Source organism: Pseudoalteromonas sp. B131b, assembly GCF_037162545.1.
In the GTDB taxonomy this organism is placed as follows: Bacteria; Pseudomonadota; Gammaproteobacteria; order Enterobacterales; family Alteromonadaceae; genus Pseudoalteromonas; species Pseudoalteromonas fuliginea.
Genome location: NZ_JARLUZ010000001.1, coordinates 3,442,290 through 3,468,355 on the forward strand (window position 1 = coordinate 3,442,290; position 26,066 = coordinate 3,468,355).

Annotated in this window: 23 protein-coding genes and 3 pseudogenes; 10 read left to right on the forward strand and 16 right to left on the reverse strand. The window is 39.5% G+C overall.

What is annotated here, in order from left to right:
• Nucleotides 1-155 precede the first annotated feature (155 nt).
• Nucleotides 156-1,124, forward strand: coding sequence for a cysteine synthase A (cysK, locus tag P4S65_RS15790; protein ID WP_337120553.1), 969 nt, complete (start codon nt 156-158; stop codon nt 1,122-1,124).
• Nucleotides 1,125-1,269: 145 nt separating this feature from the next.
• Complete coding sequence (locus P4S65_RS15795; RefSeq protein ID WP_033023777.1) at nt 1,270-1,704, forward strand: hypothetical protein; 435 nt, start codon at nt 1,270-1,272, stop codon at nt 1,702-1,704.
• A 343-nt stretch (nt 1,705-2,047) separates the two neighbouring features.
• On the opposite strand, the pseudogene P4S65_RS15800 reads toward P4S65_RS15795, so the two are convergent.
• The 8 genes and pseudogenes from P4S65_RS15800 to P4S65_RS15835 form a co-directional block, all read right to left on the reverse strand.
• A pseudogene (locus tag P4S65_RS15800) lies at nt 2,048-4,323 on the reverse strand (acyl-CoA dehydrogenase).
• Between the two features lie 769 nt (nt 4,324-5,092).
• Complete coding sequence (locus tag P4S65_RS15805; protein WP_007377978.1) at nt 5,093-5,896, reverse strand: putative porin; 804 nt, start codon at nt 5,894-5,896, stop codon at nt 5,093-5,095.
• A 241-nt stretch (nt 5,897-6,137) separates the two neighbouring features.
• Nucleotides 6,138-6,512, reverse strand: a complete 375-nt coding sequence (locus tag P4S65_RS15810; protein ID WP_007377979.1) for a PH domain-containing protein — start codon at nt 6,510-6,512, stop codon at nt 6,138-6,140.
• A pseudogene (locus P4S65_RS15815) lies at nt 6,512-7,419 on the reverse strand (ABC transporter ATP-binding protein). Before P4S65_RS15815 ends, P4S65_RS15810 begins: the two are co-directional and overlap by 1 nt.
• Entirely contained in the window at nt 7,416-8,243 is an 828-nt protein-coding gene (locus P4S65_RS15820; RefSeq protein ID WP_007377981.1) for an ABC transporter permease, read from the reverse strand. Before P4S65_RS15820 ends, P4S65_RS15815 begins: the two are co-directional and overlap by 4 nt.
• Nucleotides 8,244-8,385: 142 nt before the next feature.
• Nucleotides 8,386-9,567, reverse strand: coding sequence for a cystathionine beta-lyase (locus tag P4S65_RS15825; protein WP_337120554.1), 1,182 nt, complete (start codon nt 9,565-9,567; stop codon nt 8,386-8,388).
• A gap of 9 nt (nt 9,568-9,576) precedes the next feature.
• On the reverse strand, nt 9,577-10,497 hold the full coding sequence (gene nudC / locus P4S65_RS15830; protein WP_096794121.1) for an NAD(+) diphosphatase: 921 nt from the start codon (nt 10,495-10,497) through the stop codon (nt 9,577-9,579).
• A gap of 174 nt (nt 10,498-10,671) precedes the next feature.
• Complete coding sequence (locus P4S65_RS15835) at nt 10,672-11,160, reverse strand: LabA-like NYN domain-containing protein (protein WP_007377984.1); 489 nt, start codon at nt 11,158-11,160, stop codon at nt 10,672-10,674.
• Nucleotides 11,161-11,245: 85 nt separating this feature from the next.
• Here P4S65_RS15835 and P4S65_RS15840 point away from each other — a divergent pair, with 85 nt between their 5' ends.
• Nucleotides 11,246-11,863, forward strand: coding sequence for a hypothetical protein (locus P4S65_RS15840; protein ID WP_007377985.1), 618 nt, complete (start codon nt 11,246-11,248; stop codon nt 11,861-11,863).
• A complete protein-coding gene (locus tag P4S65_RS15845) occupies nt 11,860-12,615 on the forward strand; it encodes a DUF3307 domain-containing protein (RefSeq protein WP_007377986.1) in 756 nt (251 codons plus the stop codon). The genes P4S65_RS15840 and P4S65_RS15845 overlap by 4 nt, the downstream gene beginning before the upstream one ends.
• A gap of 71 nt (nt 12,616-12,686) precedes the next feature.
• On the opposite strand, the gene P4S65_RS15850 is transcribed toward P4S65_RS15845, so the two are convergent.
• Together P4S65_RS15850 and P4S65_RS15855 are read right to left on the reverse strand one after the other, a co-directional pair.
• Entirely contained in the window at nt 12,687-14,081 is a 1,395-nt protein-coding gene (locus P4S65_RS15850; protein WP_008139081.1) for a DEAD/DEAH box helicase, read from the reverse strand.
• 200 nt (nt 14,082-14,281) lie between these two features.
• Nucleotides 14,282-15,121 carry an isopenicillin N synthase family dioxygenase gene (locus P4S65_RS15855; RefSeq protein ID WP_337120555.1) on the reverse strand — a complete coding sequence of 280 codons (840 nt, stop codon included), beginning with the start codon at nt 15,119-15,121 and terminating at the stop codon, nt 14,282-14,284.
• Nucleotides 15,122-15,388: 267 nt separating this feature from the next.
• Here P4S65_RS15855 and P4S65_RS15860 point away from each other — a divergent pair.
• A pseudogene (locus P4S65_RS15860) lies at nt 15,389-16,590 on the forward strand (bifunctional alpha/beta hydrolase/OsmC family protein).
• Nucleotides 16,591-16,658: 68 nt separating this feature from the next.
• Here P4S65_RS15860 and P4S65_RS15865 read toward each other — a convergent pair.
• Entirely contained in the window at nt 16,659-17,417 is a 759-nt protein-coding gene (locus P4S65_RS15865) for an alpha/beta hydrolase (protein WP_337120556.1), read from the reverse strand.
• A 129-nt stretch (nt 17,418-17,546) separates the two neighbouring features.
• Here P4S65_RS15865 and P4S65_RS15870 point away from each other — a divergent pair, with 129 nt between their 5' ends.
• The gene (locus P4S65_RS15870) at nt 17,547-17,870 is read left to right on the forward strand and encodes a hypothetical protein (RefSeq protein WP_002959968.1); all 324 of its coding nucleotides are present in this window, start codon (nt 17,547-17,549) and stop codon (nt 17,868-17,870) included.
• Between the two features lie 57 nt (nt 17,871-17,927).
• Here the strand turns inward: P4S65_RS15870 and P4S65_RS15875 are convergent, their stop codons facing one another.
• The 3 genes from P4S65_RS15875 to aspS form a co-directional block, all read right to left on the reverse strand.
• Entirely contained in the window at nt 17,928-18,524 is a 597-nt protein-coding gene (locus P4S65_RS15875; protein WP_337120557.1) for a pentapeptide repeat-containing protein, read from the reverse strand.
• Nucleotides 18,525-18,538: 14 nt separating this feature from the next.
• Nucleotides 18,539-18,769: a hypothetical protein gene (locus tag P4S65_RS15880; RefSeq protein ID WP_002959972.1), complete on the reverse strand. Its 231-nt coding sequence runs from the start codon at nt 18,767-18,769 to the stop codon at nt 18,539-18,541.
• Between the two features lie 119 nt (nt 18,770-18,888).
• A complete protein-coding gene (gene aspS / locus P4S65_RS15885) occupies nt 18,889-20,667 on the reverse strand; it encodes an aspartate--tRNA ligase (protein WP_337120558.1) in 1,779 nt (592 codons plus the stop codon).
• A gap of 515 nt (nt 20,668-21,182) precedes the next feature.
• On the opposite strand from aspS, the gene P4S65_RS15890 reads away from it, so the two are divergent.
• Together P4S65_RS15890 and P4S65_RS15895 are read left to right on the forward strand one after the other, a co-directional pair.
• Entirely contained in the window at nt 21,183-22,031 is an 849-nt protein-coding gene (locus tag P4S65_RS15890) for a DUF72 domain-containing protein (protein ID WP_337120774.1), read from the forward strand.
• Between the two features lie 24 nt (nt 22,032-22,055).
• The gene (locus P4S65_RS15895) at nt 22,056-22,553 is read left to right on the forward strand and encodes a M48 metallopeptidase family protein (protein WP_182675659.1); all 498 of its coding nucleotides are present in this window, start codon (nt 22,056-22,058) and stop codon (nt 22,551-22,553) included.
• Nucleotides 22,554-22,563: 10 nt separating this feature from the next.
• On the opposite strand, the gene P4S65_RS15900 is transcribed toward P4S65_RS15895, so the two are convergent.
• Together P4S65_RS15900 and P4S65_RS15905 are read right to left on the reverse strand one after the other, a co-directional pair.
• Entirely contained in the window at nt 22,564-23,352 is a 789-nt protein-coding gene (locus P4S65_RS15900; protein ID WP_337120559.1) for a hypothetical protein, read from the reverse strand.
• A gap of 159 nt (nt 23,353-23,511) precedes the next feature.
• Nucleotides 23,512-24,198 (reverse strand): DUF3334 family protein, encoded by a 687-nt coding sequence (locus P4S65_RS15905; RefSeq protein ID WP_008139103.1) that lies wholly within the window; start codon nt 24,196-24,198, stop codon nt 23,512-23,514.
• A 117-nt stretch (nt 24,199-24,315) separates the two neighbouring features.
• Between P4S65_RS15905 and cmoA the strand changes: the two genes are divergently transcribed.
• Both cmoA and cmoB read left to right on the forward strand, forming a co-directional pair.
• The gene (gene cmoA / locus P4S65_RS15910; protein WP_149615404.1) at nt 24,316-25,041 is read left to right on the forward strand and encodes a carboxy-S-adenosyl-L-methionine synthase CmoA; all 726 of its coding nucleotides are present in this window, start codon (nt 24,316-24,318) and stop codon (nt 25,039-25,041) included.
• A 12-nt stretch (nt 25,042-25,053) separates the two neighbouring features.
• Nucleotides 25,054-26,022 carry a tRNA 5-methoxyuridine(34)/uridine 5-oxyacetic acid(34) synthase CmoB gene (gene cmoB, locus P4S65_RS15915; RefSeq protein WP_033040712.1) on the forward strand — a complete coding sequence of 323 codons (969 nt, stop codon included), beginning with the start codon at nt 25,054-25,056 and terminating at the stop codon, nt 26,020-26,022.
• Nucleotides 26,023-26,066 lie beyond the last annotated feature (44 nt).

Below are 26,066 nucleotides of genomic sequence, written 5' to 3' on the forward strand. Positions count from 1 at the left end.
TATTGTGGATTTTAATTTCACTTAGTTATAAGCTCAATAGATATATGTTATAGCCAAACTTTACTTTAGTTTTTTAAACTCTCAGTAAAGTGTGTCTATATAGTTAGTGGCAAAGGCTATTAACACGTTGATCAGATTGTATCCAAAGGAACATTATGTCTACTATTTTTGAAGATAACTCACTAAGTATTGGTAATACGCCGCTAGTAAAACTTAACCGTGTTACAGGTGGGAATGTATACGCTAAAGTTGAATCTCGTAATCCTAGCTTTAGCATCAAATGCCGTATTGGTGCATCAATGATTTGGGAAGCTGAAAAATCAGGTCAGCTTGTTGAAGGTAAGGAGCTTATTGAACCAACATCGGGTAACACCGGTATTGCACTTGCATTTGTTGCAGCAGCACGCGGTTATAAGTTAACGCTTACTATGCCTAATACTATGAGCCTAGAACGTCGCAAGCTATTAAAAGCATTAGGTGCAAATCTAGTGCTTACCGACGGTGCTAAAGGTATGAATGGCGCAATTGAAAAAGCAAAAGAAATTCAAGCAACGGCACCTGATAAATATATTTTATTACAGCAATTCGAAAACCCTGCAAACCCTAAAATTCACTTTGAAACAACAGGTCCTGAGATTTATGATGCGCTTGACGGCAAAGTAGACTTTTTTGTAGCGGGTGTAGGCACTGGTGGTACTATTACAGGTGTTAGCCGCTTCCTTAAAACAGAAAAAGGTGTAAACGTTAAGTCTATTGCTGTTGAGCCAACTAACTCTCCTGTTATTAGCCAAACGCTTGCCGGTGAAGAAATCAAACCAGGCCCTCATAAAATCCAAGGGATTGGTGCAGGCTTTATTCCTGGCAACTTAGATATGGATTTAATTGATGATGCAGAGCTTGTATCTAACGAAGACGCAATAGCTATGGCGCATCAATTAATGAAAAAAGAAGGTATTTTGGTGGGTATTTCATCAGGTGCAGCCGTTGTTGCAGCTAAACGTATCGCAGAAAAACCTGAAAACGCAGATAAAAATATTGTTGTTATCCTACCTAGTGCAACTGAGCGTTACTTATCAAGCCCAATGTTTGATGAAGAGTTTAGTGAACAAGAGCTAGTACAGTAATCTACACATGTTTAAAAAGGATGCTTATGGCATCCTTTTTTATTATTTATCGAAAGATCAGCCCTTAAATATTGCCTCCCTCTTTACATATTCATAATTTAGCCACACACTTTAAAAAGCTTAATCAACAACAATAATGATAACAATGAAAAAACTACTAACTATTCTAAGTGTCATAACTTGCCTATTTATTGTAGGTTGCGGCGACGATGCCAAAATATCTAGCGATAGTCCAGGTGATACAGCAACCGCTTATTTTGATGCACTTTATAACCAAAAAGACCTTCAAAAAGCCAGCAAAATGGCAACACCTAACCTAACTCGCATAATGAAATCTTACGGAACAGCTAAACAATTCTCTCGTAACTTGATAAACATGCAATATGATGAGGTAGTTATTGAAGTCGACATGTCAAATATGAGTTTACGAGAACAATATGGTGATAAAGCTAAAATAAATTTGATTTTTACTGGCACCCTAAATGGCGGGAAAATTGATGAAATGCGCAGTGTTAAAATGCTTCGTAAAAAAGGAAAATGGTACGTAGATAAAATAGTTGCCGACCCGTACGCTCGTTAAAATAAATGTATTACACATAAAAAAGGCCTTACATTTGTAAGGCCTTTTTCGCTTTAGCTAGGGCGTGTTGATCTTTGTGGATTGAAGTTTGTTCAATCTAGGGGCGATTTAATCGCGGCGCGAGGTTTGTAACCTAGTGGGCTAAGTAAAAACCGAGCAACAAAGAGTTAATCGTCCCTAGAAAGAACCCAAAGGGCAGCGCATGTTTGGCATTTATGCTGCGTTATCGCCCATTTATGGGGAATAACCACACTACATAGGCTCTGCCTTGCCTAAAAACCAAACAGCCTGCTGCAAATTCAACCACGAAGGGTCAACACGCCCTAGTATTTAAAGTACTGCGCTACAGCTCACCTGGTTGAAAGTTATCAACTGCAATGGCTTTCATTCGTAACTTATTAGCATGATGCATAGCATCAGCATCCGTTTGCTCTAACAACTTATTTTCAAGTGCATAATTTATAGCGCCTTCAATATCAAGCGTTGCAGGTACACTGCCCTTACGCTGCCATTGTTTTAGGTCTTTAAACTGCGCTTGCATATCATGCATAGCTAAAAATGCACTTTCCATTACCCCTGTACCTGCATTTTCATCTACATAACATAAATGCGTTAAGCGGTTTCTAAATACTCCAGGTTGAGTCATACGCTCGCAAATACTTTGCGCTATTTCATCACTTGGTCTGTGGTAATGATTTCCAAGCGGGAACACGATACGTTTAAGGGTAAAATTAACAACCGGATTTGAAAAGTTTTTAAAGAAGCCATTAAACGCTTGGCCAATTTCAAATAATGAGTTCTCAATTGCATATTTTACAAATGGTAAATCAGCTTGTTGGCGCCCTTCGTCTTCATAACGTTTTAAAACAGTTGATGCTAAGTACAAATGACTTAATACATCACCCAAACGCGCTGATATCATTTCTTTACGTTTGAGCTCACCGCCAAGCATTAACATTGCAACGTCTGTACAAATAGCTAAGCCTCGGCTCATTCTACTCAGTTGTTTATAATAAATAGCCGTTTCACCACCTACAGGCGCTTTAGCAAAATAACTACGTGTTAAGCCATGCACAAATGCCATACCTGCATTACTTGCTGCAAATATTATATGGTTCATTAATAAACCATCAAATTGTTCAAGTGCTGCGTCGTCATCTTCCATTGCAGCGGCTTCCATTTCTTTTAAAACAAATGGATGACAGCGTGTTGCACCTTGGCCAAATATCATTAAATTACGCGTTAAAATATTCGCGCCTTCTACCGTAATTGATACCGGAATCCCCATATAACCATGCGCCAAATAGTTATTAGGCCCTACTTGAATTCCTTTACCTGAATGAATATCCATTGCATCGTTCATTACCGTACGACCCATTTCAGTCATATGGTATTTAGCAATCGCTGTTACAACCGACGGGCTTAATTTTAAATCAATCGCACCTGCGGTCATTAATCTGCACGACTCAAGTGTGTAAGTTAAACCACCAATACGCGCAAGTGCCTCTTGCACACCTTCAAATTGCCCTATAGATACACCAAACTGCTGGCGTACCATGGCGTATGCCGATGTCATTTTTGAAGCTAAGTGCCCGGTTGCTGCACTTAATGCTGGTAGCGATATACCACGCCCTGCACTTAAACACTCAACAAGCATTCTCCAACCACGTCCTGCGCACTCTTGTCCACCAATAATCCAATCCAGTGGTATAAATACATCTTTACCGTACGTTGTGCCATTCATAAAGGCCATATTAAGCGGATAATGACGCTCACCCGTTTCAACACCCGGATGATCGGTTGGTATAAGCGCACACGTAATACCCAGCTCTTTTTTATCACCTAATAAAGCATCTGGATCATACATTTTAAACGCTAAGCCTAGTACAGTAGCCACTGGTGCAAGTGTAATGTAGCGCTTTGACCAATTTAAACGCAGGCCTATTACTTGCTCGCCATTGTGCTCCCCCATACACACCACGCCTGAATCAGGAATGCTGCCAGCATCAGAACCCGCCTCTGGGCCCGTTAATGCAAAACAAGGCACATCTGTGCCATTAGCTAAACTTGGCAGCCAACGATCTTGCTGCTCTTTAGTACCATAATGAAGAAGCAATTCGCCTGGACCTAAGCTATTAGGCACCATAACAGTGACTGCGGCAGTTAGACTTTTAGTCGAAATTTTTGACACTATCGTTGAATTAGCAATTGCGGAGAACTCACGCCCCCAAATTTTTCAGGAATGATCAGTGCAAAAAAACCTTCTGTTTTTAGGTAATCCCACACTTCTTTTGGTAAGTCTTTGTCTTTTTGTACAATTTGATAATCATCAAGCATCGCCAATAAGGTTTCTACTTGGTTAGCCATAAATGCGTTTTCTTTATCGCTAAGCTCTGGTTTAGGAAAGCGGTGCAGTTTTTGCCAGTCTGGGTTACCACTAAATAACTCACCATCCCACCAAACATCACCTGCTTCCATCGCCTCTCGCTCTGTTTGCGATAGCGGCGGAAGTACCTTTTTGAACATTTTAAACGTGGGTCTACTGATCAGATTAAGGCGTATATCTTTAACTGCAAAAATAACCACCACCACAACCAGTAAAATAATAAATACTGACATGCGCACATTCCTTACACATTGAATTAAATAGTAGCTCAATTATGACCCATCTTAGTTTAAATACAATCCTTGCGCAGTGACTCTATTGCCTCAACGCATTCATTCTATTATTTAAAAATTCACTACTATTATCTTTGATCTAAATAAGCTGGGTTATGGATAATAAATCTATCTCAAGCAGCTATTTTCAGCGCTAACTGTGTTGAATTTACTTGCAATAGGCCCGCTGTTGACGCGTAAATTCGCCTTGTTTTCACTGAAAACCTCTGGCTAGAGAAAATAAATTTAAATATCACCATGATTCAATACGTTACTAAATCTCTTAACCAGAGTTCAGGTTAAATAATAAATTAAGGAATATCATAGATACGAGAGATTCAACACAAATTAAAAAGCCGTAACTGCTTAAGATGCAAATGCATTTATAACAAAAACAGAAAAAGAACTGAACCGTGCAGTGCGATACCAATTCCATTAAGTATGTGATCTAAATTTTACGCCGAAAAAATAATTCAGTTCTAGGCGTAAATTGATGTAAATGGTTGTTCCCTTTGCGAAATTTACAACAAAGAAATGGGTTGTTTTTAGCAAGTAAAATAGATCAGCTATTTATTGGAATTGGTATGAATATACGCAAACTTGAAAAACTCAAAAGAAGTACACGCGAAGCAAAATGAAGGCCGTAACTGCCGCTGATAAATAGTGCTAAACGCAAAAGCCCGCTCAATTGAGCGGGCTTTTAGTATTATATTACTAATTTACAGCTGAATTAGAACTGTAAGCTTACATTTGCAAAGTAAGCATCATAATCAGAATCATCCCAGTTATTGCCATAACCTACTTCTAAACCAACATTGTTGTTGAAAAAGTGTTGAGCACCAAGAGTGTAATCATCATTTTTATTAACTGTAACAAAAACCGATGTTGCTTTGCTGAAATAGTAGTTAGATGCTAATTCCCAGTTACTTGAACCGCCATCAACATCTTCAAATTTACCTTCAACAGTTAAGTAGTTACCTTGTTGTAAATCAACAAAGTACTTTGCTGCTACTGCACGGTAATCAAACTCATCATCTGATGTTACTGTAAAGCCGATGTAATCAGTGCTGTTTAATTCGTGATTATATGCTAAGTCAAACATAAAATGATTGTCAGCATCTTCGAAATCTACAAACGTTGCTTTTAGTACAAGGTTTGGATTAAAGAAGTAACCAGCAGAAAGTTCAATTACATCCGTGCTTGAGCCAAAATCACTATCGATATTATTGTACTGTGCACCTAATACAAAATCTTCTACAAAATACTCACCGCCAACGCGAGTAACATCTCCAAAGTCATTATCACTGTATGCACCATAAACATTTGTTTGCTTATTGATGTACTCAAATTGATCGTAAGGACCTAAAGTCGCTTTTGGAGAAAAATAATAAGTTGAGTCAACGCTCACCGTGTCATTACCATCAGTGTCCATGTATCCTACATGGCTGATTGATTGGTAAGTATCTGCGGCCATTGCAGTGGTTGCAGCGCTTGATAATAAAATGCTCGAAATAATAACGGCTAACTTTTTCATTTTTAATTTCCCTATGTATATTACTTTTTACGCTCTAGCTGTGTTGCTAAAGTCGGGGCACATCCTAGCGCCTAAAAACTGAATCAAAACTGAACGGCAGCTCAACTAACCACCTGTATTTATTAGATAAATTATAAATTATTGTTACTAAATGTTAACTTAGAGTAGTTGCTACATTTAGTCAACAACTACTTAAAATATGCATCAATAAAAAAGCCAATAAATACAATGCAATTTGTACCTAAAGTGCATGTTGACTAATAATTCGATAAACATCATTAATGTTATCGCCAGACTTAAATTCTTTACTAATTGGTGTAGGATCTGAGCCAACCCATATTTTTAGCTCGGCATCTAAGTCAAAATGGCCTGCACTTTCTTTACTAAACTTAGTTATTTTAGAGTAAGCAATGCTCACCATTTCCATTTTAGAGCCGGTCATACCTTGCTTATCAATTAAAATTAAGCGCTTATTAGTAAAAATAAACATATCACGTACTACTTTATATGCTTTTTCTACTTGCTCGCCGTCAATTAATGTATTGGCGAGGATTTTTTCTAAATCAGAATCGTCAACTTCACTTGCATTACCCATAAGTCCGCTAAGTAAACCCATTATACTTTCTCCTGTTTAAATATTTGATTCTCTAATGTATGACCATTAACTAACTGCCTGTACTGCCAGTGTTGTTGATGACAAAAATTCAGTAGTGCAATATCAAGTGGATCGCTCGTTGGCTGATACTCAACTACATATTCTTTATGTTGGCTCATATACACACGACTCACACCTGCAATTGCTTGAAGCTGTTGCTCAACATTTTGATAAGCCTCGCTTAGCATTAATGTATAAAAGTGTTTATCGGTATTATTTGTTTTTGTTTGATGCTCGCTTAGTACGCCTTTATCTAAATGCAGTACCTGTGAGCATAGTCGCTCAAGCTCAGTTAAATCGTGAGAGCTTAAAATAAACGTAGCTTGTTCACTTAATTCAGATACAAGCTCACGTACTTCTCTGGCATGAATCGGATCAAGCCCTGCGGTTGCTTCATCAAGCATTACAATTTGTGGCGCGCCAATAAGTGCTTGCGCTATCGTAACGCGCTTGCGCATACCGTGCGATAAATCCCCTGCACGCTGCTTTGCAATTTCTTTTAAGCCAACCAAGTCAAGTACACGTAGCGCCTCAGTTTGGCTTTGCTTGCCCCCATACCTTGTAGCTTTGCATAAAAGGCGAGTTGCTTGTCTATATTAAAACGAGGGTCAAGCTGTGCATCTTGCGGTAATGCACTTACTTTATTAAATAAAGCAGCACTACCAGGTTTATGCCCTAATATTTCAAGGCTGCCTTTACTTGGTGCTATATAGCCGCACAACAAACTAAATAAGGTAGTTTTACCCGCACCATTTGGCCCAACAAGCGCCACTGGCGCGCCTTTGTTAATTTCAAAGTCCACATTATTAAGCGCAAGTTTTGCACCATACGATTTACTCAAACCGCTAGCTGTAATTAATGGTCTCATAGTGAGCTCCTTGCAAAAATACGTTGAGCAACGCTTAGTAGCACTGCAGTTTGCACAAGGGGAATAGCCACAGCGCTCAATAATGGTAAATTTTGCCCCGCTAATAGCTCTAATTGCACACCCGGAAATAAATAATCAAGCAAGCCTAATGCGGGTATTTGCCATTGTAGTATTCCCACAACAATACCGCCTGCTGCAAAATATAAAATTGCCAATACAATAGATAAACGCGATGAGCGAGCAAAGGTATTAATTAACGTCATAAGTGCTACAAATGGGCACAGAGTAATCACTAATATTAAAAATATAGAAAGCGCACGAGCAAAACCACCAGCCAGTAAACTTGGATCTCTAAACCCTAGTACCGCGAGCGTAGCCACAAGCGTTATACCCACCAAGCAGGCTAATACTCCTAGCTGCCCTAAAAAACGGCCAAACAGTATTTCAAAGCGAGTGGAGCGCAGTGATAAAAACCTTAGTGTGCCGCGCTCTCTGTCGCCTACCGTTTGGTCGCTACAAATAAATAAACCAAAAACAGGAAAGCTATACAGGGCTATTAACCAGTACATAGCAAATTCGGCCTCAGGCCAATCCAATAATTTACTTAAACCAATAGAACCTGATATATCACGGGCTATTTGCTCAAAATCGGGCGCACTTACAATGCCTACTGCCTGCCCTATTGGGTAGCGCAGTATTATTAGCCACACCAATGCAAAGGCAGCTAATGCAATAAGTCCACGTTTAGTTAAAAACATACGTACAAGCTCAAATCCCGCTATTTGCGTTAATCGCCCTACGTTTATCGGTAATGGTGTTGCCATTGACTATCCTTAATGACTTTTTATTTTCTGTGTATTTATCCACACTAAGTGTAAACACCTTGAATTACCAGCAAAAAAAGCTCACCTGTGGTGAGCTTTGTAACAATACATTTAAATGTAACAACATAAATTGCGATATAAATTATAAATACTGCTTATAAACCTCAAGTGCTTGGCTTAAATCGCTAATTAAATCTTCTACATCTTCAAGGCCTATGTGCAGGCGAATAACCGGCCCTAAATACCAGCCTGTATTTGAGCGCAGCCCTTTCATAGTTAAATTAGCCGTTACTAAACTTTCAAAACCGCCCCACGAAAAGCCCATTTTGATATGCTCAAGGCTATCTAAAAATGCATCAATCGCTTTTTGATTGCCGGTTTTCATCACAAATGAAAACAACCCATTACTGCCATCAAAGTCACGTTTAAAGAACTCATGCCCTGGGCAGCTTTCAAATGCAGGGTGTCGAATATGATCAACAAGCTCATGTTGTTCAAGCCATTTAGCTACTTCTATTGCTGCTTTTTCATGTTGATTTAAACGCACACCCATTGTACGCAGGCCTCTAAGTGCTAAATACGCATCATCGGCACTGGTACATTGCCCTAATAAGTATGAGTTTTCGCGCAAGGTTGGCCAATACTTTTTATTAGCAACAGCCACCCCCATCATCACGTCTGAATGGCCAACAATATACTTTGTTGCAGCTTGAATACTAATATCAACACCGTGCTCTAACGGGCGATAATGCAGACCGTTACCGTAGGTATTATCAAGCATGGTCATTACGTTGTGCTCATTGGCTACTTTTACCATAGCGGGCACATCTTGCACTTCCATCGTAATAGAACCTGGAGATTCTAAAAACAACACTTTAGTATTTGGCTGAATGTAATCTTTAATACCTGCGCCAATGGTTGGCGGGTAATAGGTTGTTGTAATGCCCAGCCCCACTAAAATTTTATCGCAAAAATCGCGAGTTGGTTCGTACACGTTATCAACCATTAAAATATGATCACCGGTTTTTAAAAACGATAAAAATACTTGGCTGATCGCCGCAGCGCCACAAGGGTACAATGCACACCCTTCGCCGCCTTCAAGTTCTGTAATCGCTTCTTGTAGCGCAAAGTGTGTTGTTGTTCCTCGGCGCCCATAAAATAACGTTTTATCGCCACGGGTTTTAGCTGCTTCTTTTAAATCTGCTACGGTATCAAATACAATGGTAGATGCACGCTGTACAACGGGATTTACTACGCCATGTGTATAGGCTTTTTTTCGCCCTGATGATACTAGCTGAGTGTTTTTATTACTTTTACTCGACATTGTTAATCCTTAAGGGTTTGTGCGCCAATGCTCAATTAAATAACGAGAGATAGAATCGGTTCTAGGCAGCTTTAAATGCTCGCCTTCTTCGTGCCAATTACCAAATTGCGCTAAGTCTTCACGACTAAACCATTTTGCATCGTCTAGCTCTTCTTTATCTACGTTAATTTGCTCAGATGTCGCCTGTGCAAAAAAACCTAGCATAATTGACGATGGGAACGGCCATGGCTGAGATGCAACATACCTTACGTTATCAACCTCTATGCCTGCCTCTTCTTTAACTTCACGCGCAACAGCTTGTTCCAGTGTCTCCCCTGGGTCTACAAATCCAGCAAGCGACGAATACATACCAGTGGGCCACGCAGCTTGGCGACCTAATAAACAGCGTTCTACTCCGTCAGCAAAGACTTTAGTAACGACCATAATTACCGCAGGATCGGTACGAGGGAATGTAGGATGCTTACAGTTTTCGTTTTCACAGACTCTAGAATGCCCGGCTTCCACTGAACGGTTTTTACTACCGCAGCGCCCACAAAAACGATGCGTGGCATGCCAATAACATAACCCTCTCGCAAGGGCGGCTATTGAGGCATATTTAATGGTTACTTGAGGCCCATATTGGCGAATATCAAAAAACTGAGCGCCCTCTATTAAAGGCGAAAGTACGCTTTCATCCAGATCAGAAACATCCAATGCAAACACACCATGTTTAGCATTGTTTAAACCAACAAAAATAGCACTCGTTAAATCTAAATGCGCCACTTGCTGATACGTTAAATAGCTTACTTTAGGGGTATCTTTAATAAATAGGGTTTGATTATTTTTAACTAAAACCCATTTACTTTGCGCCGACATTTGCGCTTTAAGCCACGATGGGTCTTTACGAAAATTTGAACCTCTATCTAGTGGCATGTTGCTGTAATGAAGCATGTAAGTCCTTGGTAACTCGTTATGCTTTAAAATTACCATAATCATTTAGCAAACCCAATTGATTATAGTAATAAAAAAAGCCTATATAAGGCTTAATTCATCTATTACGGCTTTGTATTAAAATCTCTCATGTTGCAGGCACTTAGCTTGCACTTTTTTAACTATTTTTTACTGTTAAAGTAGCAAAGTATTATCAATTAAATGAAATTGCTCTGCGCTTTGTTTTAATACCTCAGCAGTTAACCTGTCAGCACCGTATACATCGCACGGTACATTATATTGATTTTTTAAATGCCCAAGTAACAAAGCAAAGTCACCATCGCCAGAGAGCAAAATAACTTTATCAAGATTTTTACCCTGCTCTAACATGTCTATTGTTATGCCTACATCCCAATCGCCTTTAGCACTTCCATCACGGCGTTGAATAAATGGCTTTAGCTTTACCTCAAAACCAATCGCACGCAAAATATTTTGAAACTGATTTTGCTTTTCATCTCCTCGATAAATTGCATACGCAAAAGCACACTCAATATTGTATTGCGCCCGCATTACCCGCCAAAACGCATTGTAATCAAAATTTTTTCCGTAGCTTTCGCGGCACGTGTAATAAATATTTTGTACATCGACAAAAATACCTACTTTTGGCTTATCTAATGCTGCCATAATTTACTTTATATTCGTTTTGCTATAATTTAGCATAAAAAAGAATACAAAGTTTAATAGTTCAAAAATATAAAGGATTTAAGTTGTGAGAATTGCGGTCATCACTGGAGACTTAATTAAATCACAAAATATTCCACAACAAGAATACGATGCAATGCTTTATCAGCTTGATCAAAGCTTGCGCTTTATCGCCAAACGTTTTAATGCAAGCTTTAGCATTTACCGTGGTGATGCGTTACAACTACAGCTACAAGAGCCTGAGCAAGTGTGTCAAGCCGCAATCTTATTGTATTTACAATTGAAAGCAGCAAATTACGAACTGCGGCAAAGCCTTGCTATAGGCTCACTCGACAATCCTCGCGCTGATATAAAAACAGCCACAGGCAGTGCTTATACATTATCTGGCCGTGGTTTAGATGCCATGGGCCAGCAACGCTTAGTCCTAAACCTTGAAAACAAAGCCATCGAGGAAGGCTTTACACTTAATATCGCTTTGATCGACATATTGCTTCAAAAAATGAGCCAAAAGCAAGCTAATGCACTGTTTTATTATCTAACCGCAGAAAATAACAACCATGCAGAGCTTGCCATAGAGCTCATCACTAGCAGAGAGAATGTCACTAAGTTACTAAACCTAGCCCATTATCGTCTCATTGATCGCTTTGTAAACTACAGCCAAACAACACTCAAAGGATTGCTATGAGCAGTTTTACTTTATTACTCACCGCTTTAATACTAGGCCATTTGCTTGCTGACTTTTATTGGCAACCAATGAGCTGGGTACACGACAGAAACAAACACCATTTTCGTGCGAAAAAGCTCTACGTCCACGCAGTAATACACGGCCTGACATCATTAACGGTGCTTACAATGTGGGAATATACTTACGGCTGGCAAGAATTTGCAAGAGTGTTTTTGGCAACCCTCACTATTATGTTGACCCATTATTTTATTGATCTAGCCAAGTCATATTCAAATAAAGGCGTGGTACCTTTTTTAGTCGACCAGATAACACACCTTATTGTAATATTAGTACTTGTCGTGTGGCTTGCAGATAAAAATGAGTTTTATGTCTTAATGTGGCAAGAACTCGTTGCTATCGATACATTAATTTTTATCTGCTCATACCTATTAGTTTTAAAACCAAGTTCTTTATTAATTGGTCTCATCCTAGATAAAATAACAGGAAACTTTAAAGCCTCAAGAAAAAGTATTGCAAAGTCTGGTCATTACTTAGGACTACTTGAAAGAGTGCTAATTCTTAGTTTTATCCTCATTGGAGAATACTCTGGCATTGGCTTTCTAATAGCTGCAAAGTCTATTTTTAGATTCGGGGACTTAAAACATAATGAGGGTAAAGGGCAAAGCGAATACGTCATGCTAGGTACTTTATTAAGCGTCATCGTCACACTCTTTATTGGTGTTACCACCTTATACTTTATTAAGCTAATTTAATCGCTAAAAACGCGCTACCTGTAAAAGTAAGCGCGTTTTTTGCAATTGCGTTTTACTAAACGCAATTGCAATTAATCATTATTTGTGCGACGACGGCGTTGGCCATTACCGCCAACAGATTCACGCTTTGCCCATGGGTTTTGCGCATTATCATCTGTTTTAGCTGCTGGCTTTTTAGAACCACCACGGCGTGGGCCGGTACCATTTCCACCATTGTTCGGCTTTTTACTGTTAGGCTTGCTGCTATCAGATTTAGGCTTATTAAAAGGCTGCTTTTTCTTAGGCTTTTTAGCCGGCAGTGGGCGAGCATCTAATGCGCGTTCAGCTACTGGATTAATAGGCTCAAAACCGTCTTCTTCAGCACGTGGAATAAGCTCACCAATAAAGCGTTCAATACCGTATAAATCAACAGCATCTTCTGTTGTTACAAACGAAATCGCATGACCCGACGCACCAGCACGGCCTGTACGGCCAATACGATGAACATAATCTTCATATACGTTTGGTAAGTCGTAGTTAACAACATGCGGTAATTCAACAATGTCTAAGCCGCGTGCAACAATGTCTGTTGCTACTAATACGCGTACTTCACCACTTTTAAAACCATCAAGTGCTTTAACACGTGCGCCTTGTGATTTATTACCATGGATAGCCGCGCCTACAATGTCATCGCGCTCAAGTTGTTTAACTAAGCGGTTAGCACCGTGCTTTGTACGGCTAAACACTAAGACTTGTTGCCAATCGTTAGTGCGAATCAAGTGGCTTAGCAATGCTGTTTTACGTGTTTTATCTACCGCGTAAACGCACTGAGTAACACTTTTCGCTGTGGTATTTTTTGCTGCAACTGAAATTTCAACTGGGTCATTAATTAACCCTTTTGCTAATGCACGAATTTCGTCAGAAAATGTAGCCGAAAACATCAAATTTTGACGTTTAGCAGGCATTTTAGCAATTAAGCGTTTAATGTCGTGAATAAAGCCCATGTCTAACATGCGGTCAGCTTCATCGAGTACAAGCACTTCAACGCTATCAAATTTAACTGCATTTTGATTATGTAAGTCGATTAAACGACCCGGCGTTGCTACTAAAATATCAACACCTTTACGAAGACGCTGCATTTGTGGGTTAATTTTAACGCCACCGTAAACTACAAATGAGCTCACATCTGAATGCTTAGCGTACTCTTCAACGTTTTCGCTTACTTGCAAAGCAAGCTCACGCGTAGGCGTTAAAATAAGTGCACGTACGTGGTTACTTTTAGCTTTAGGGCCTGACGACAAACGCTCAATAAGTGGCAATGTAAAACCCGCTGTTTTACCTGTACCTGTTTGCGCTGCTGCCATAACATCACGGCGTTCAATAATTGCAGGAATTGCTTGAGCCTGAATCGGCGTTGGCGTTTCATAGCCCTTTTCTAAAACCGCATTAACCAAAGACTGTGATAAACCTAAACCTTCAAAACTCATATAAACTCTCTTTTAAATTAGGCTACGTTAGCCAGTTGCGCGCATTATACCTGTAGTAGCTAAGAATGCATGCCATTATTTACGTTGCGAGCAATTGAGCATAGCTTAATAAAATTAAACCTGTGCTCAAGTTGCTTAAAAATGCAAAAAACGGCCATAAGCCGTTTTTTGTTTATACTTAATTACTCTAAGTATAAGAGTTACTTAACACCTAACTCACGCAGGCGTTCTTGCAAGTAGCTATCTGCCGTGTAGCGCTCTGAAAGCACAACATCTGGATGCGGGTGTAAAAATAACGGTAGTGAAATACGCGATTTAGTAGATGCTTTACCCGTTGGGTTAATTACACGGTGAATTGTCGATGGGAAATACCCGCCCGACGCTTCTTGTAACATGTCGCCGATATTAATAATTAAGCTGCCAAAATCACATGGCACGTCTAACCAACCGCCATCTGTTTTTTGAACTTGTAAACCAGGCTCATTAGAAGCTGGTAATACAGTCAATAAATTAATATCGCCATGGGCTGCTGCGCGAATAGCACCTGGCTCTTCATCACCCGTCATTGGTGGGTAATGTAGGATACGTAACAATGTTTGCTCAGAATCGGCAATCATGTCTTTTAAATCAATTGAAAACTTAGCACGTACATCAGCCGGAGATTCAGCCTGAACCCAGCTTAACAACGTGCCAGCAAATTCACTTGCTAAACGGTAGTATTCACGTACATCAGCTTCAAGCTGGGCAGGAACGCGACCTTTAGGGTACACATGGAAGTACTCTTTAATGTCTTTTATTGTAAAGCCTTTCGCTACTTCAGATACTGAAGGCGGAAAGTAACCGTCTTGAGTTTCTTTAGAGAATAAAAAGTCGTGCTTTTGCTCTGAGTTAAAAAAGTCTTGCCAATTTTTGTAAATAGACTCAACTAAAGACTGTGGGATTGGGTGGTTTTTTAAAACGCCAAATCCAGTATTTCTTAACGATTCAACAAATTGTGCAGCCGCATCGGGAGCTTTATAATCAACAGTAGGTAATTGCATTGTACGTTCCAGTGAATAGGTTGTGTGAAGTGAGTTGCTTTTAATAGTGCTAAATTACTTATATAAAGTAGCAAAGCCTTCATTATAGCGCTATGCGAGGATAGACAAATGACCTCAAAAAAATAAGGACATATGTCCGCAAAGCTGCGCCACCATCGCTTGATTTGATCAAGATCAACTAATAAAAAAACGTTGAATTTGCAAGGTTTAGTAACTATCTCTGGTCTATTATTAGAATATATTTTATTTGTGTAAATAAGGCTCCCCATGCGACAAAGAGTATCTTTTAAAAGCGGCGATTTAGAACTTGCCGGCCAACTTGAACGCCCATCTGGCGATATTAAGTTTTACGCGCTATTTGCACACTGCTTCACATGCGGTAAAGACATTGCAGCAGCTACACGGATTAGCCGTGCACTCACACAACAAGGTATCGCCGTACTGCGTTTTGACTTTACTGGTTTAGGTAATAGTGATGGCGACTTTGCTAACAGTAACTTTTCATCGAACATTCAAGATTTAGTATCAGCCGCTGATCATTTACGTGAGCATTTTGCGGCGCCGCAACTACTCATTGGCCACAGTTTAGGCGGGGCTGCGGTTCTTGCTGCTGCTGAGCATATTCCTGAAGTATCGGCTATTACAACCATTGGCGCACCGTCAGATGCGCAGCACGTAGCGCATAACTTTGAAGCACACCTTGATGAAATTAACGCAGCAGGTGAAGCTAAAGTTAACTTAGCTGGTCGTGAATTTACCATTAAAAAGCAATTTATTGACGATATAGCCAAGTACGATAAAAGCCACATAAGTAAACTTAAGCGCGCATTATTAGTAATGCACTCCCTATTGATGCGACGGTAAATATTAGTGAAGCTGAAAAAATTTATGCATCAGCTAAGCATCCTAAAAGCTTTATTAGCCTAGATAACGCCGATCACCTTTTAACAAATAAAAACGATGCCGACTACGCTGCACAAATAATTGCAACGTGGGCAAACCGTTATGTTAAGTACGACAAAACTAAATACACGGCAAGTTTAACGGGTGGTAATGTACTTGTTGAAGAAAAAGACCATGTATTTACTCAGCACGTAAGTACAAAAGATCATACTTGGCTTGCAGATGAGCCAATAAAAGTAGGTGGTGAAAACTTAGGTCCTGATCCGTATCATCACTTATTAGCGGGGCTTGGTGCCTGTACAGCAATGACATTGCGTATGTACGCTACACGTAAAAACTTACCACTGGAGCATGTAAAAGTAGAGCTTGATCACACTCGCGATTACAACAAAGATTGCGACGATTGTGAGCAAACAGGTAACCTTGAAGCAATTACCCGTAAAATCACCTTACGTGGCGACTTAACAGAGCCACAACGCCAGCGTTTACTCGAAATAGCCGACAAATGCCCTGTGCATAAAACACTACATAATAACCCAGTTATTGTAAGTAAACTGGTAGAATAACTGCCGTAAAATTAATATAGCGCAGGTCACACTGCGCTGTGATTTAACTTTTATAAACCTAATTTTTACTATCTAAAAAACGCCTCTACTTCTTTACTCATTCTATCCACCAGCCATTTTGGCCCGCCATCGTACATATCGTTATGACGCGATTTTTCTATTGTTATTTGTGTAACAGGAAACTTATCCAGCTCTGAATCGTTTAACAGCACATTCGCATCAGCTGGGTAATCACTACCGCGTAGAGTAAGTACGCGAATGTTTTTATTGCGCGGGATCAACATGCGGCGATGATCGAGCGTAATAATAGTGCTAACTTCGTTTGGATAAATAGAGCCATATAATGCGGAAATATCCCCGCCGTTTGAGTGCCCAAATAAGGTGAGTTTTGTAAATTCGTATGCTGGGTATTTACTCGATAGCTCATTAACTAAAAACTTAAGCGTTACTACGCCACGATGCCAGTTTTCCATGCGAGTGGTTAAGTAAGGCTGCTCACGGTTTAAGTAAGGGTCACTTTTTAGCTCATGTGCAACGGCTATTGTTAAATATCCACGCTGATTAAACGCATTACTGGCAAACGTATACCCGTTATGGCTAATCCCGTAACCTGCGTTAATAAACGCTACAGGGCATTTTACTTGTTCAGTGCACTTAGCATTGTTACTTGGTAGTGTGATATTGATAGGAATAGTGCGATTACGGCTTTCATCAGTTATAACGCCATCGTTTGCATAGCTTGTCGCGCCTATTACTGATGTGCTTATAACTGATGTACTTAGAGCTAGTGCGCCTAACATAAAAAGCTTTTTAAGTGTTTTTTGCATGTTCAAACTTATATAAATTATTGTTTTTAATTAAAAATAACTTTTACTTTATAGGTTTGCATTCTCTATTGTCAAACTATGCGATAATAGCCGCCATTGTTCAAATATATTTAGTAAAAGATCCAATAAATGAAATCATACAATAGCATTCAAGAACGTATAGAAATTTTAGAAGACAAACTAACGGCAATACATGACGAAATCGAAACACTAAAAACCCCTGCTAAAAACAACAATGAACGTATTATTTTTAAGTTTATTGAAACAGGCAGCACAGGTAAAACGAAGGATTTTGTTCGTGAGTTAGGTATTAAATCACCACGTGACGGTTTGTTTTCATCAGGTGACGTTACAAAACTAATTAAAGATGGCGCTGAAGATATTTCACCAGCGTTATTAGAAATCGCAAGACAACTAGCCAGTGCACGTAATAAAAATGGCCCTAGCCGTTAATTACGCAGTCACGCAGTATCTAGAAGCCCAGCCAAGCTGCCGCTTCTAGGTGTTCAGTTAATCACAAAGCTCTATATTAAGGCTGGTAAGTAAATTAAGTGCTTCGAAGCGATCAAACTTAGCATTCGCTAAAATATTATTATTCAAATCTATATTAAATGCTGTAGCACCTACAAAATCACATTTTGTTAAGTTAGTTTGAAAAAACTCACTATCGCGAAAATCTGTTCCTGTAAATTCACTACCGCTTAAATCTGCATGTCTAAAATCAACATTTTTGGCAAAGCAGTGTGTTAGTTTGAGGGCTTTGAGGGTTAATTCAAAAAAAGAACTATTACTGAGCTCGCAATAATTAAAACTCACCGGTGCGTTAATACTAAGCGCTGGCCAATCTACGTCAGTCCATTGCAGACTATTTAATTTACAGTGGCTAAAACTTACATCTTCAAGCGAGCTGTAGTTCCATTTAAGTGACGATAAATTACAGTTTTTAAAGTTGCACTGTATAAATCGGCAATTTTTAAACTGCCCGCCTGAAAAGTCGCAATCGGTAAATGTGCACTCTTCAAACTCAGAATTTTCAGTTAGTTGCTCTTCGTGCTGCAAAGCATTAAATTGCTCGTCGAAGTACTGATTATTATTTGAAATTGACACTATTAACCTAGTTTTTAATGGGCATAGACGCTATTTTTAGGTAAATCTTTTTTAAGCGCAAGCACTGCAATAAAAATCAAAGCAAATAGTGGAAATAGCGCTAAACAGCCACCCACAAAAGCTAAAACCCCAGGCATAGTACTTTTACGCTTACCTATTTTATAGCTAATTACAGCAAAAATAGGAATACTCAGCACAATAAAAAAAACTAAGAACTCACCAAATAAGGTTGCATTGATCGACATAATAATTCCTTTTTCGTCTGTTCGGTTAAAATACACTCTGCTGCAAATTTAACCACAAAAAAACCCTTAAGCATATAACTTAAGGGTTTTTAAATTTAGCTCAATAAGCTAAACAAAAATTACTCTTCGCTAGGTATCGCTTTTTCAACAACACTAATTGCAAGCTCAGCTAACGAATCAAGGTTAGGTTTGCTTGGTGCGTTGGTTAATAAACACGACGCTTGTGTTGTTTTAGGGAAAGCAATAACGTCACGAATGTTATCGGTACCACATAAAAGCATTGCTAAACGGTCAAGACCAAATGCTAAACCTGCATGTGGTGGTGTGCCGTATTTAAGTGCATCAAGTAAAAAACCAAACTTGTCTTGTTGCTCTTGCTCGTTAATACCTAAAATTCTAAATGCAGTTTCTTGCATATCTGCATTATGAATACGTACCGAACCGCCACCCACTTCGTAGCCGTTTAATACCATATCGTAGGCATCTGAAATAGCAGCTGCTGGGTTTGCTTCAAGCTCACTGGCGTTAATGTCTTTTGGTGCAGTGAATGGATGATGCACAGCATGTAATGTGCCCTCGTCATCTTCTTCAAACATTGGGAAGTCTACAACCCAAAGTGGTGCCCAGCTATTAAGGTTAGTGATTTCTAAGTCAACACCAATCTTAACGCGCAGTGCGCCCATTGCTTCGTTTACTGTGTTGCGCTTATCGGCACCAAATAAAATGATATCGCCAGACTGTGCATTAGTACGCTCAAGTAATTTAGTAATTACGTCTTCGCTTAAAAACTTAGCCACTGGCGATTGAACACCTTCAGCGCCTGCAGTGTGGTCATTTACTTTCATCCACGCCATGCCTTTAGCGCCGTAAATACCAATAAACTTAGTGTAATCGTCAAGCTGTTTACGAGAAAGCTTAGCGCCACCCGGTACAGTTAACACAGCAACGCGACCTTTTTCGTCATTAGCCGGACCTGAGAAAACATTAAACTCTACGTCTTTAACTAAATCTGCAACATCAACTAACTTCATTGGGTTACGTAAATCTGGCTTATCAGAACCGTAAAGGCTCATTGCCTCGCTGTAAGGCATGATTGGAAAATCGCCTAAATCAACGTTTAGTAATGTTTGCCACATTTCGCGGATCATTTTTTCAGTCATACCACGTACTTGATCAGAGCTCATGAACGAGGTTTCTATATCTATTTGGGTAAATTCTGGTTGGCGATCGGCGCGTAAATCTTCATCACGGAAACATTTAACAATTTGGTAGTAACGGTCAAAACCAGACATCATCAACAATTGCTTAAACAACTGTGGAGACTGCGGTAATGCGTAAAAACTACCTTTGTGAACGCGGCTTGGTACTAAATAATCGCGCGCACCTTCTGGCGTTGCTTTAGTAAGTACAGGTGTTTCGATGTCTAAAAAGCCGTTTTCATCTAAAAAGCGACGAACAAAGCTGCTTGCTTTAGCACGTAATTTAATACGGTCACTCATTTCTAGACGACGTAGGTCTAAGTAGCGGTATTTTAAACGACGCTCTTCTGAGTTTACTTGGTTAAAATCAAGCGGTAATGGCTCAGAGCGGTTAATAATATTAAGCTCTTTACCTAAAACTTCGATCTCCCCTGTTGCCATGTCTTTATTTACTTGGCTATCAGGGCGTGCGCGAACAATACCTTTTAACTGAACACAAAATTCTTGGCGAAGTGTGTTAGCTGAACTCATTAACTCTTCAATGTCAGAATCGAATACAACTTGTACTAAACCTTCTCTATCGCGTAAATCGACAAAGATAAGTCCACCAAGGTCACGTCGTTTGTTGATCCAGCCACATAGTTCTACTTCTTGATCTACGTGAGTTTTATTTAGCTGTCCGCAATATATAGAGCGCATAGTTTTCCTGTCAGATAAAAGGCTTAAACGGTTATATTTATTTGTTTTAAGGCGTGTGATTTAAAAAACAGGTCACCACAATACAAATAAAGCCGCTAGCAATCTAAAAATAATCAAATTAAGCCCTGCATTATACCCAAGTAGTATCAAGATGCTAGGGCGTGTTGAACGTTGGTGGTTGAATTTGCAGCAGTATGTCTGGCTTTTAGGTAAGGCAGAGTCTATGTAGTGTGGTTATTCCCCATAAAAAGGCGATAACGCAGCATAAATGCCAAACATGTGCTGCCCTTTGGGTTCTTTCTAGGGACGATTAACTCTTTGTTGCTCAGTTTTTACTTAGCCCACTAGGTTACAAACCTCGCGCCGCGATTAAATCGCCCCTAGATTGAACAAATTTCAATCCACAAAGAACAACACGCCCTAGGCCGTGTGTTTAGCTTTGTAATGTTAATTTGCAGCAACCACCGCATGTATTTGGTACACTTGCGCCACGAAGTAATTTATCAGTCATTTATATGTTATATATTGGATGCCCTCAGTGGTCGAGCAACGCATGGAAAGGCAATTTATTTTCAAGCCAATGTAAAAACGCCGATATGCTTAGCCAATACGCCCAACATTTTAACTCAGTTGAAGGCAATACCAGCTTTTACGCTGACCCATCGCCAAGTACCGTATTGCGCTGGGCAAACAGCGTACCCGATGATTTTAAATTTACGTTTAAGTTTAATCGTCGCTTTAGCCACGAGCTGCACCTAACTAATGTTCAAACCGAGCTTACTGATTGGCTTAACTTGTTCTACCCTATTTTAGAAAAAACCGGGCAAATCATGCTGCAATTACCTAAAGCATTTGGCCCTGGTGACTTACCTAAACTCGCCCAATTTATTAGCCTGTTACCAAAAGAGGTTAATTACGGTATAGAGGTACGTCATACTGCGTTTTTTCAAAAGGGTGAAGCCGAAATAGCGCTTAACCAATTATTAATGGCAAACAACATAAATCGTATATCGATGGATACTCGCGCCCTATTTGCGGTAAAACCAACAACCGAAGCGCTAATAGATGCACAGCAAAAAAAGCCCCACTTACCGGTACATGCAATAGCTACTGGCTCAGAGCCTATGGCGCGCTTTGTAATAGCCGATTTACAAAACGACTATAAACCCTTTTATAAACCGTGGCTAAGTAAAGTAAAACAATGGCTTGATGAAGGAAAAACCCCTTATGTGTTTTTTCATACGGCAGATAACCGAGAAGCGCCATTATTAGCAAGGCAGTTTTGCAAAGACCTTGGTTATGATCACAAAGCATTAAACCCATTTACTGGCGAAAAAGAAGCCCACCAGCAAGCACTTTTTTAAAAGTAAAACGACAGAGAAACAATAATGAGTGAATACGCACGTTACTTTACCGGCTACCCAGCTAACATCGTTGAGCAAGTATTAAGCCTTATAAATAACAAAAAGGTATGTGACTACTTACTTAAAAAGTATCCGCAAGCACATACCATTACTAGCGATAAACTACTTTATAACTACGCAACCGAGCTTAAAAAACAGTATTTAAAAAATGCACCACCGTTTGGGCGCGCAGCATTTAAAAAGCAAGGCGATATGGTCACTAACGCACTTGGTACACATACGTATCGAATGCAAGGTAAAACCCGTAAGCACGATTTAGCGATAAACAGCGACTTGCTCCGCGCTCCCGAGCCGTTATTAAAAGCGTTAGTGGTACATGAGCTCGCCCACTTTAAAGAAAAAGACCACAACAAAGGCTTTTATCAGCTTTGCTGCCATATGGAGCCGAGTTACCACCAGCTAGAGTTAGATTTAAGGATATTTTGTGTGGTAGTGGCGATGGGAGAGAATCCTTATGGCTAGTAATCTCAGATTAACTTCCATTATTACTTTCCTCTTCCCAGATTGAAAAGTACTTATTCTTAAAAATTTGTAGAGAATTTTCAAATCTGCAATGCGTAGCTTCCCATTCTTTTAAGATCTCTTTTATTTCTTCAGTACTATTGTTAAGTGTATTCTGATAGGTACCAATATTCCTCTTAAAACCATTTATCTGTCCTGAACATTTAGTAGCGTATATATAAATGAGTTCTGCACTTTCACTATCAAATTTATCAAGACATCTTTTTAAAACTAGCGACGTTGAATGTGCCTTCCAAGCATACGAGTTACTATTAGATGCTAAAGTGGGGAGCTCTAGATTGTTTTTTAAAGTAAAATCTTCTAATGCTTTGCAACCTAGTGATTCGAGTTCATCAAAGGTATTAATGAAAAATGATAGTAACTGTTGCTGCTTTTCATGCTTTATGCGCTTGTGGAATGCATCACGTTGGTCTTTTTGGGACTTAATAGCTAACTTTTCAGAAGTAAGCCTATCCTCTGCTGCCTGTTTATTGGCTAGAGCTTGAACTCTATTACTATCCGATTGAAGATAAACAGTATATATAATCGCAGTAAAAGAGAAGAAAGAAAGTATAGGACCTAATACCCCACCAAAGAAACTTCCAAAGTGAGACCAAGTCTCAGTGGTTCCACCGATTCCTACACCTAAACCTTTGAACCAAAGTGTAAAGATGATAACCATTGGAACTATTGCTAATACAATTAAAGAAATCAAAACCCCTTTAAAAATTTTATTATTTTTCTTATGGATAACTGCCATGTAACCCCTTTCCTTTAGGTTTTATTTTTATTCACAAAAAACGCGATTTAAAATCGCGTTTTCTTTGGTAGCTTTTCTACTAACCGCTTATAGCTATAAACTGGCAGCTCAAAAGCGTGTTGGGTTTCGTTTCACTCAACCCAACCTACATAAATAAACTTAAAGCCCTAAGCCTGCCATGAAGTCGTCATCGTCGTCATCTTGTCCAGAAGACGCAGCTGCTTTAGATTTTTCAGCTTGTTGTTTGGCTTCATTTTCGATAATGTCATCAGGGTCTATAGCTTCTACAATGTCAAAATCATGTAGTTTAATAAACTCAGTTTTATCCATAGCAAGTTCTAGGTAAAAGATATTTTGCTTACTGGTAGTAAATGTCACGCGACGTGCTTGTGGGCGATCCATCGTGGTATCTACCGATATTTGCACTTGTTTGTTAATTGCCATCATTTTTGGCTGATTTTGCGTAATAGAAGTGTGTAATTGTTCGCGTACTTTAGATGTAAAATCGCCAACAATTTGGTTCATTAACTCACCTAATACGTTAGACACATCGTCTGATAAATGGCTATGCGCTATTTCTTCTTCTGGCATCCCCATATTACGCATATAATCGCCATAAATTTCCATTGCTGCTTGCGAGGTGAAGTTAGTAATTACCAATCCGGTAAAGCCACCATCAAACAAAACAAAGCAACCAATATCTGGGCGCATACATGTTCGCGTTATTTTTTGTACCATTGCAGAATAGCTAATGCTGTTGCCGCTGGCTGAGGTAAGTACGCCTGTTACAGAATGACACAGGGTTGCTAAAATATCGTCGGTACTAATCACCTTACTTTTACTCATTTAATAATCTCTTTTTGTGCTTATTATTCATAATTCTAGTCAAGCTACTGAATTTATCACTGACTATCCAGTATAAAATGTTAAAATAGCATTATTATTTTAAAAGAGACTGCTTTCGTGACCATAAAAGACAGTATTTATGCCTCTGAGCAACAAGTAAAAGATTTTAGCTTTGACCAAAATGTAGTCGAAGTATTTCCCGATATGATTCAGCGCTCAGTACCGGGCTATGCAACTATTGTCAGTACAATGGGAAAGCTTGCTGGGCAATATGCGCAAAGTAACTCAAATCTTTATGATTTAGGCTGCTCACTGGGCGCCGTAACACTTAGTATGCGCCGTAATATTCGTACCGATAACTGCCATATAATAGCGGTAGATAACTCTCAAGCTATGGTTGAGCGTTGTAAGGTACATTTACAAGGTTTTAAATCAGATGTGCCTGTTACTGTTACCTTAGGCGATATTAACGAGCTTGAAATTCAAAACGCCTCGGTAGTAGCAATGAATTTTACGTTGCAGTTTATTCCACACGCGCAGCGCCAAGCTGTGCTTGAAAAAATATATGCTAATTTAAAACCTGGTGGTGTATTGCTGCTAAGCGAAAAAATTAAAGCTGAAAATGAGCAATGCGACAATTTATTGATTGATTTGCACCACGACTTTAAACGACACAATGGTTACTCTGAGCTTGAAATAAGCCAAAAGCGTACCGCCATCGAAAACGTTATGCGCCCAGATACACTAAGCGCTCACTTTACTCGCTTACAAGATATTGGTTTTAGCCAAACTCAAGTGTGGTATCAATGTTTTAATTTTTGCTCAATGGTAGCAATTAAATAAAGAGAGTGACTTATGTCTCAATGGTTTAACCAATTTTACGCATCTATTGCACAAAGCCCACTTAGCCACTGGCTAGAAACCCTGCCTGCACAATTAAAGCATTGGCAAAACGAGGCAAGCCATGGTGATTTGCCTAAATGGCAAAAAGTACTTAAAAACTTGCCTGAGGTGACAACTTCGCATGTTGATATTTCTACTAAGGTAGAAATTGGCGCACCAGGGGAGATGAGTGATGGCGAGCAAAAGCAAGCCATGCATTTATTAAAACGCATGATGCCATGGCGCAAAGGCCCATTTAATGTGCACGGTATTGAAATAGATACAGAGTGGCGCAGTGATTGGAAGTGGGACCGCCTGCTTCCTCATATTGAGCCATTAAAAGGCCGCACTGTTTTAGATATTGGTTGTGGCTCGGGTTATCATTTATGGCGTATGCGCGGTGAAGGCGCAGAGTTTGTCGTGGGTATTGATCCATCTGATTTATTTTTATGTCAGTTTCAGGCAATTAAACACTACAACCCAGATGAAAACGTACATTTACTGCCACTAGGTGTTGAAGCATTACCCGAGCTTAAAGCGTTTGATACGGTTTTTTCGATGGGCGTACTTTATCATCGTCGCTCACCTATCGACTTTTTAGCGCAATTAAAAGCGCAGCTACGCCCAGGCGGCGAACTTGTGCTTGAAACGCTAGTAATTGAAGGTGACGAAAACACAGTATTAGTCCCAACTGATCGCTACGCTAAAATGCGCAACGTTTGGTTTATTCCAAGTACTGCAGCATTAAAACTGTGGATGGAACGCGTTGGCTTTAAAGATGTGCAAATAAAAGATTGCGCTATTACCACGCTTGAAGAACAACGCAAAACCGATTGGATGGAAAACGAATCGTTAATCGACTTTTTAGATCCAAACGACACAAGTAAAACAATTGAAGGTTACCCTGCTCCACTTAGAGCAATATTAACTGCAAAAGCATAGCGGTTAATTTAACGCCTTAAATACTAAAAAAACGCCTGCGGGCG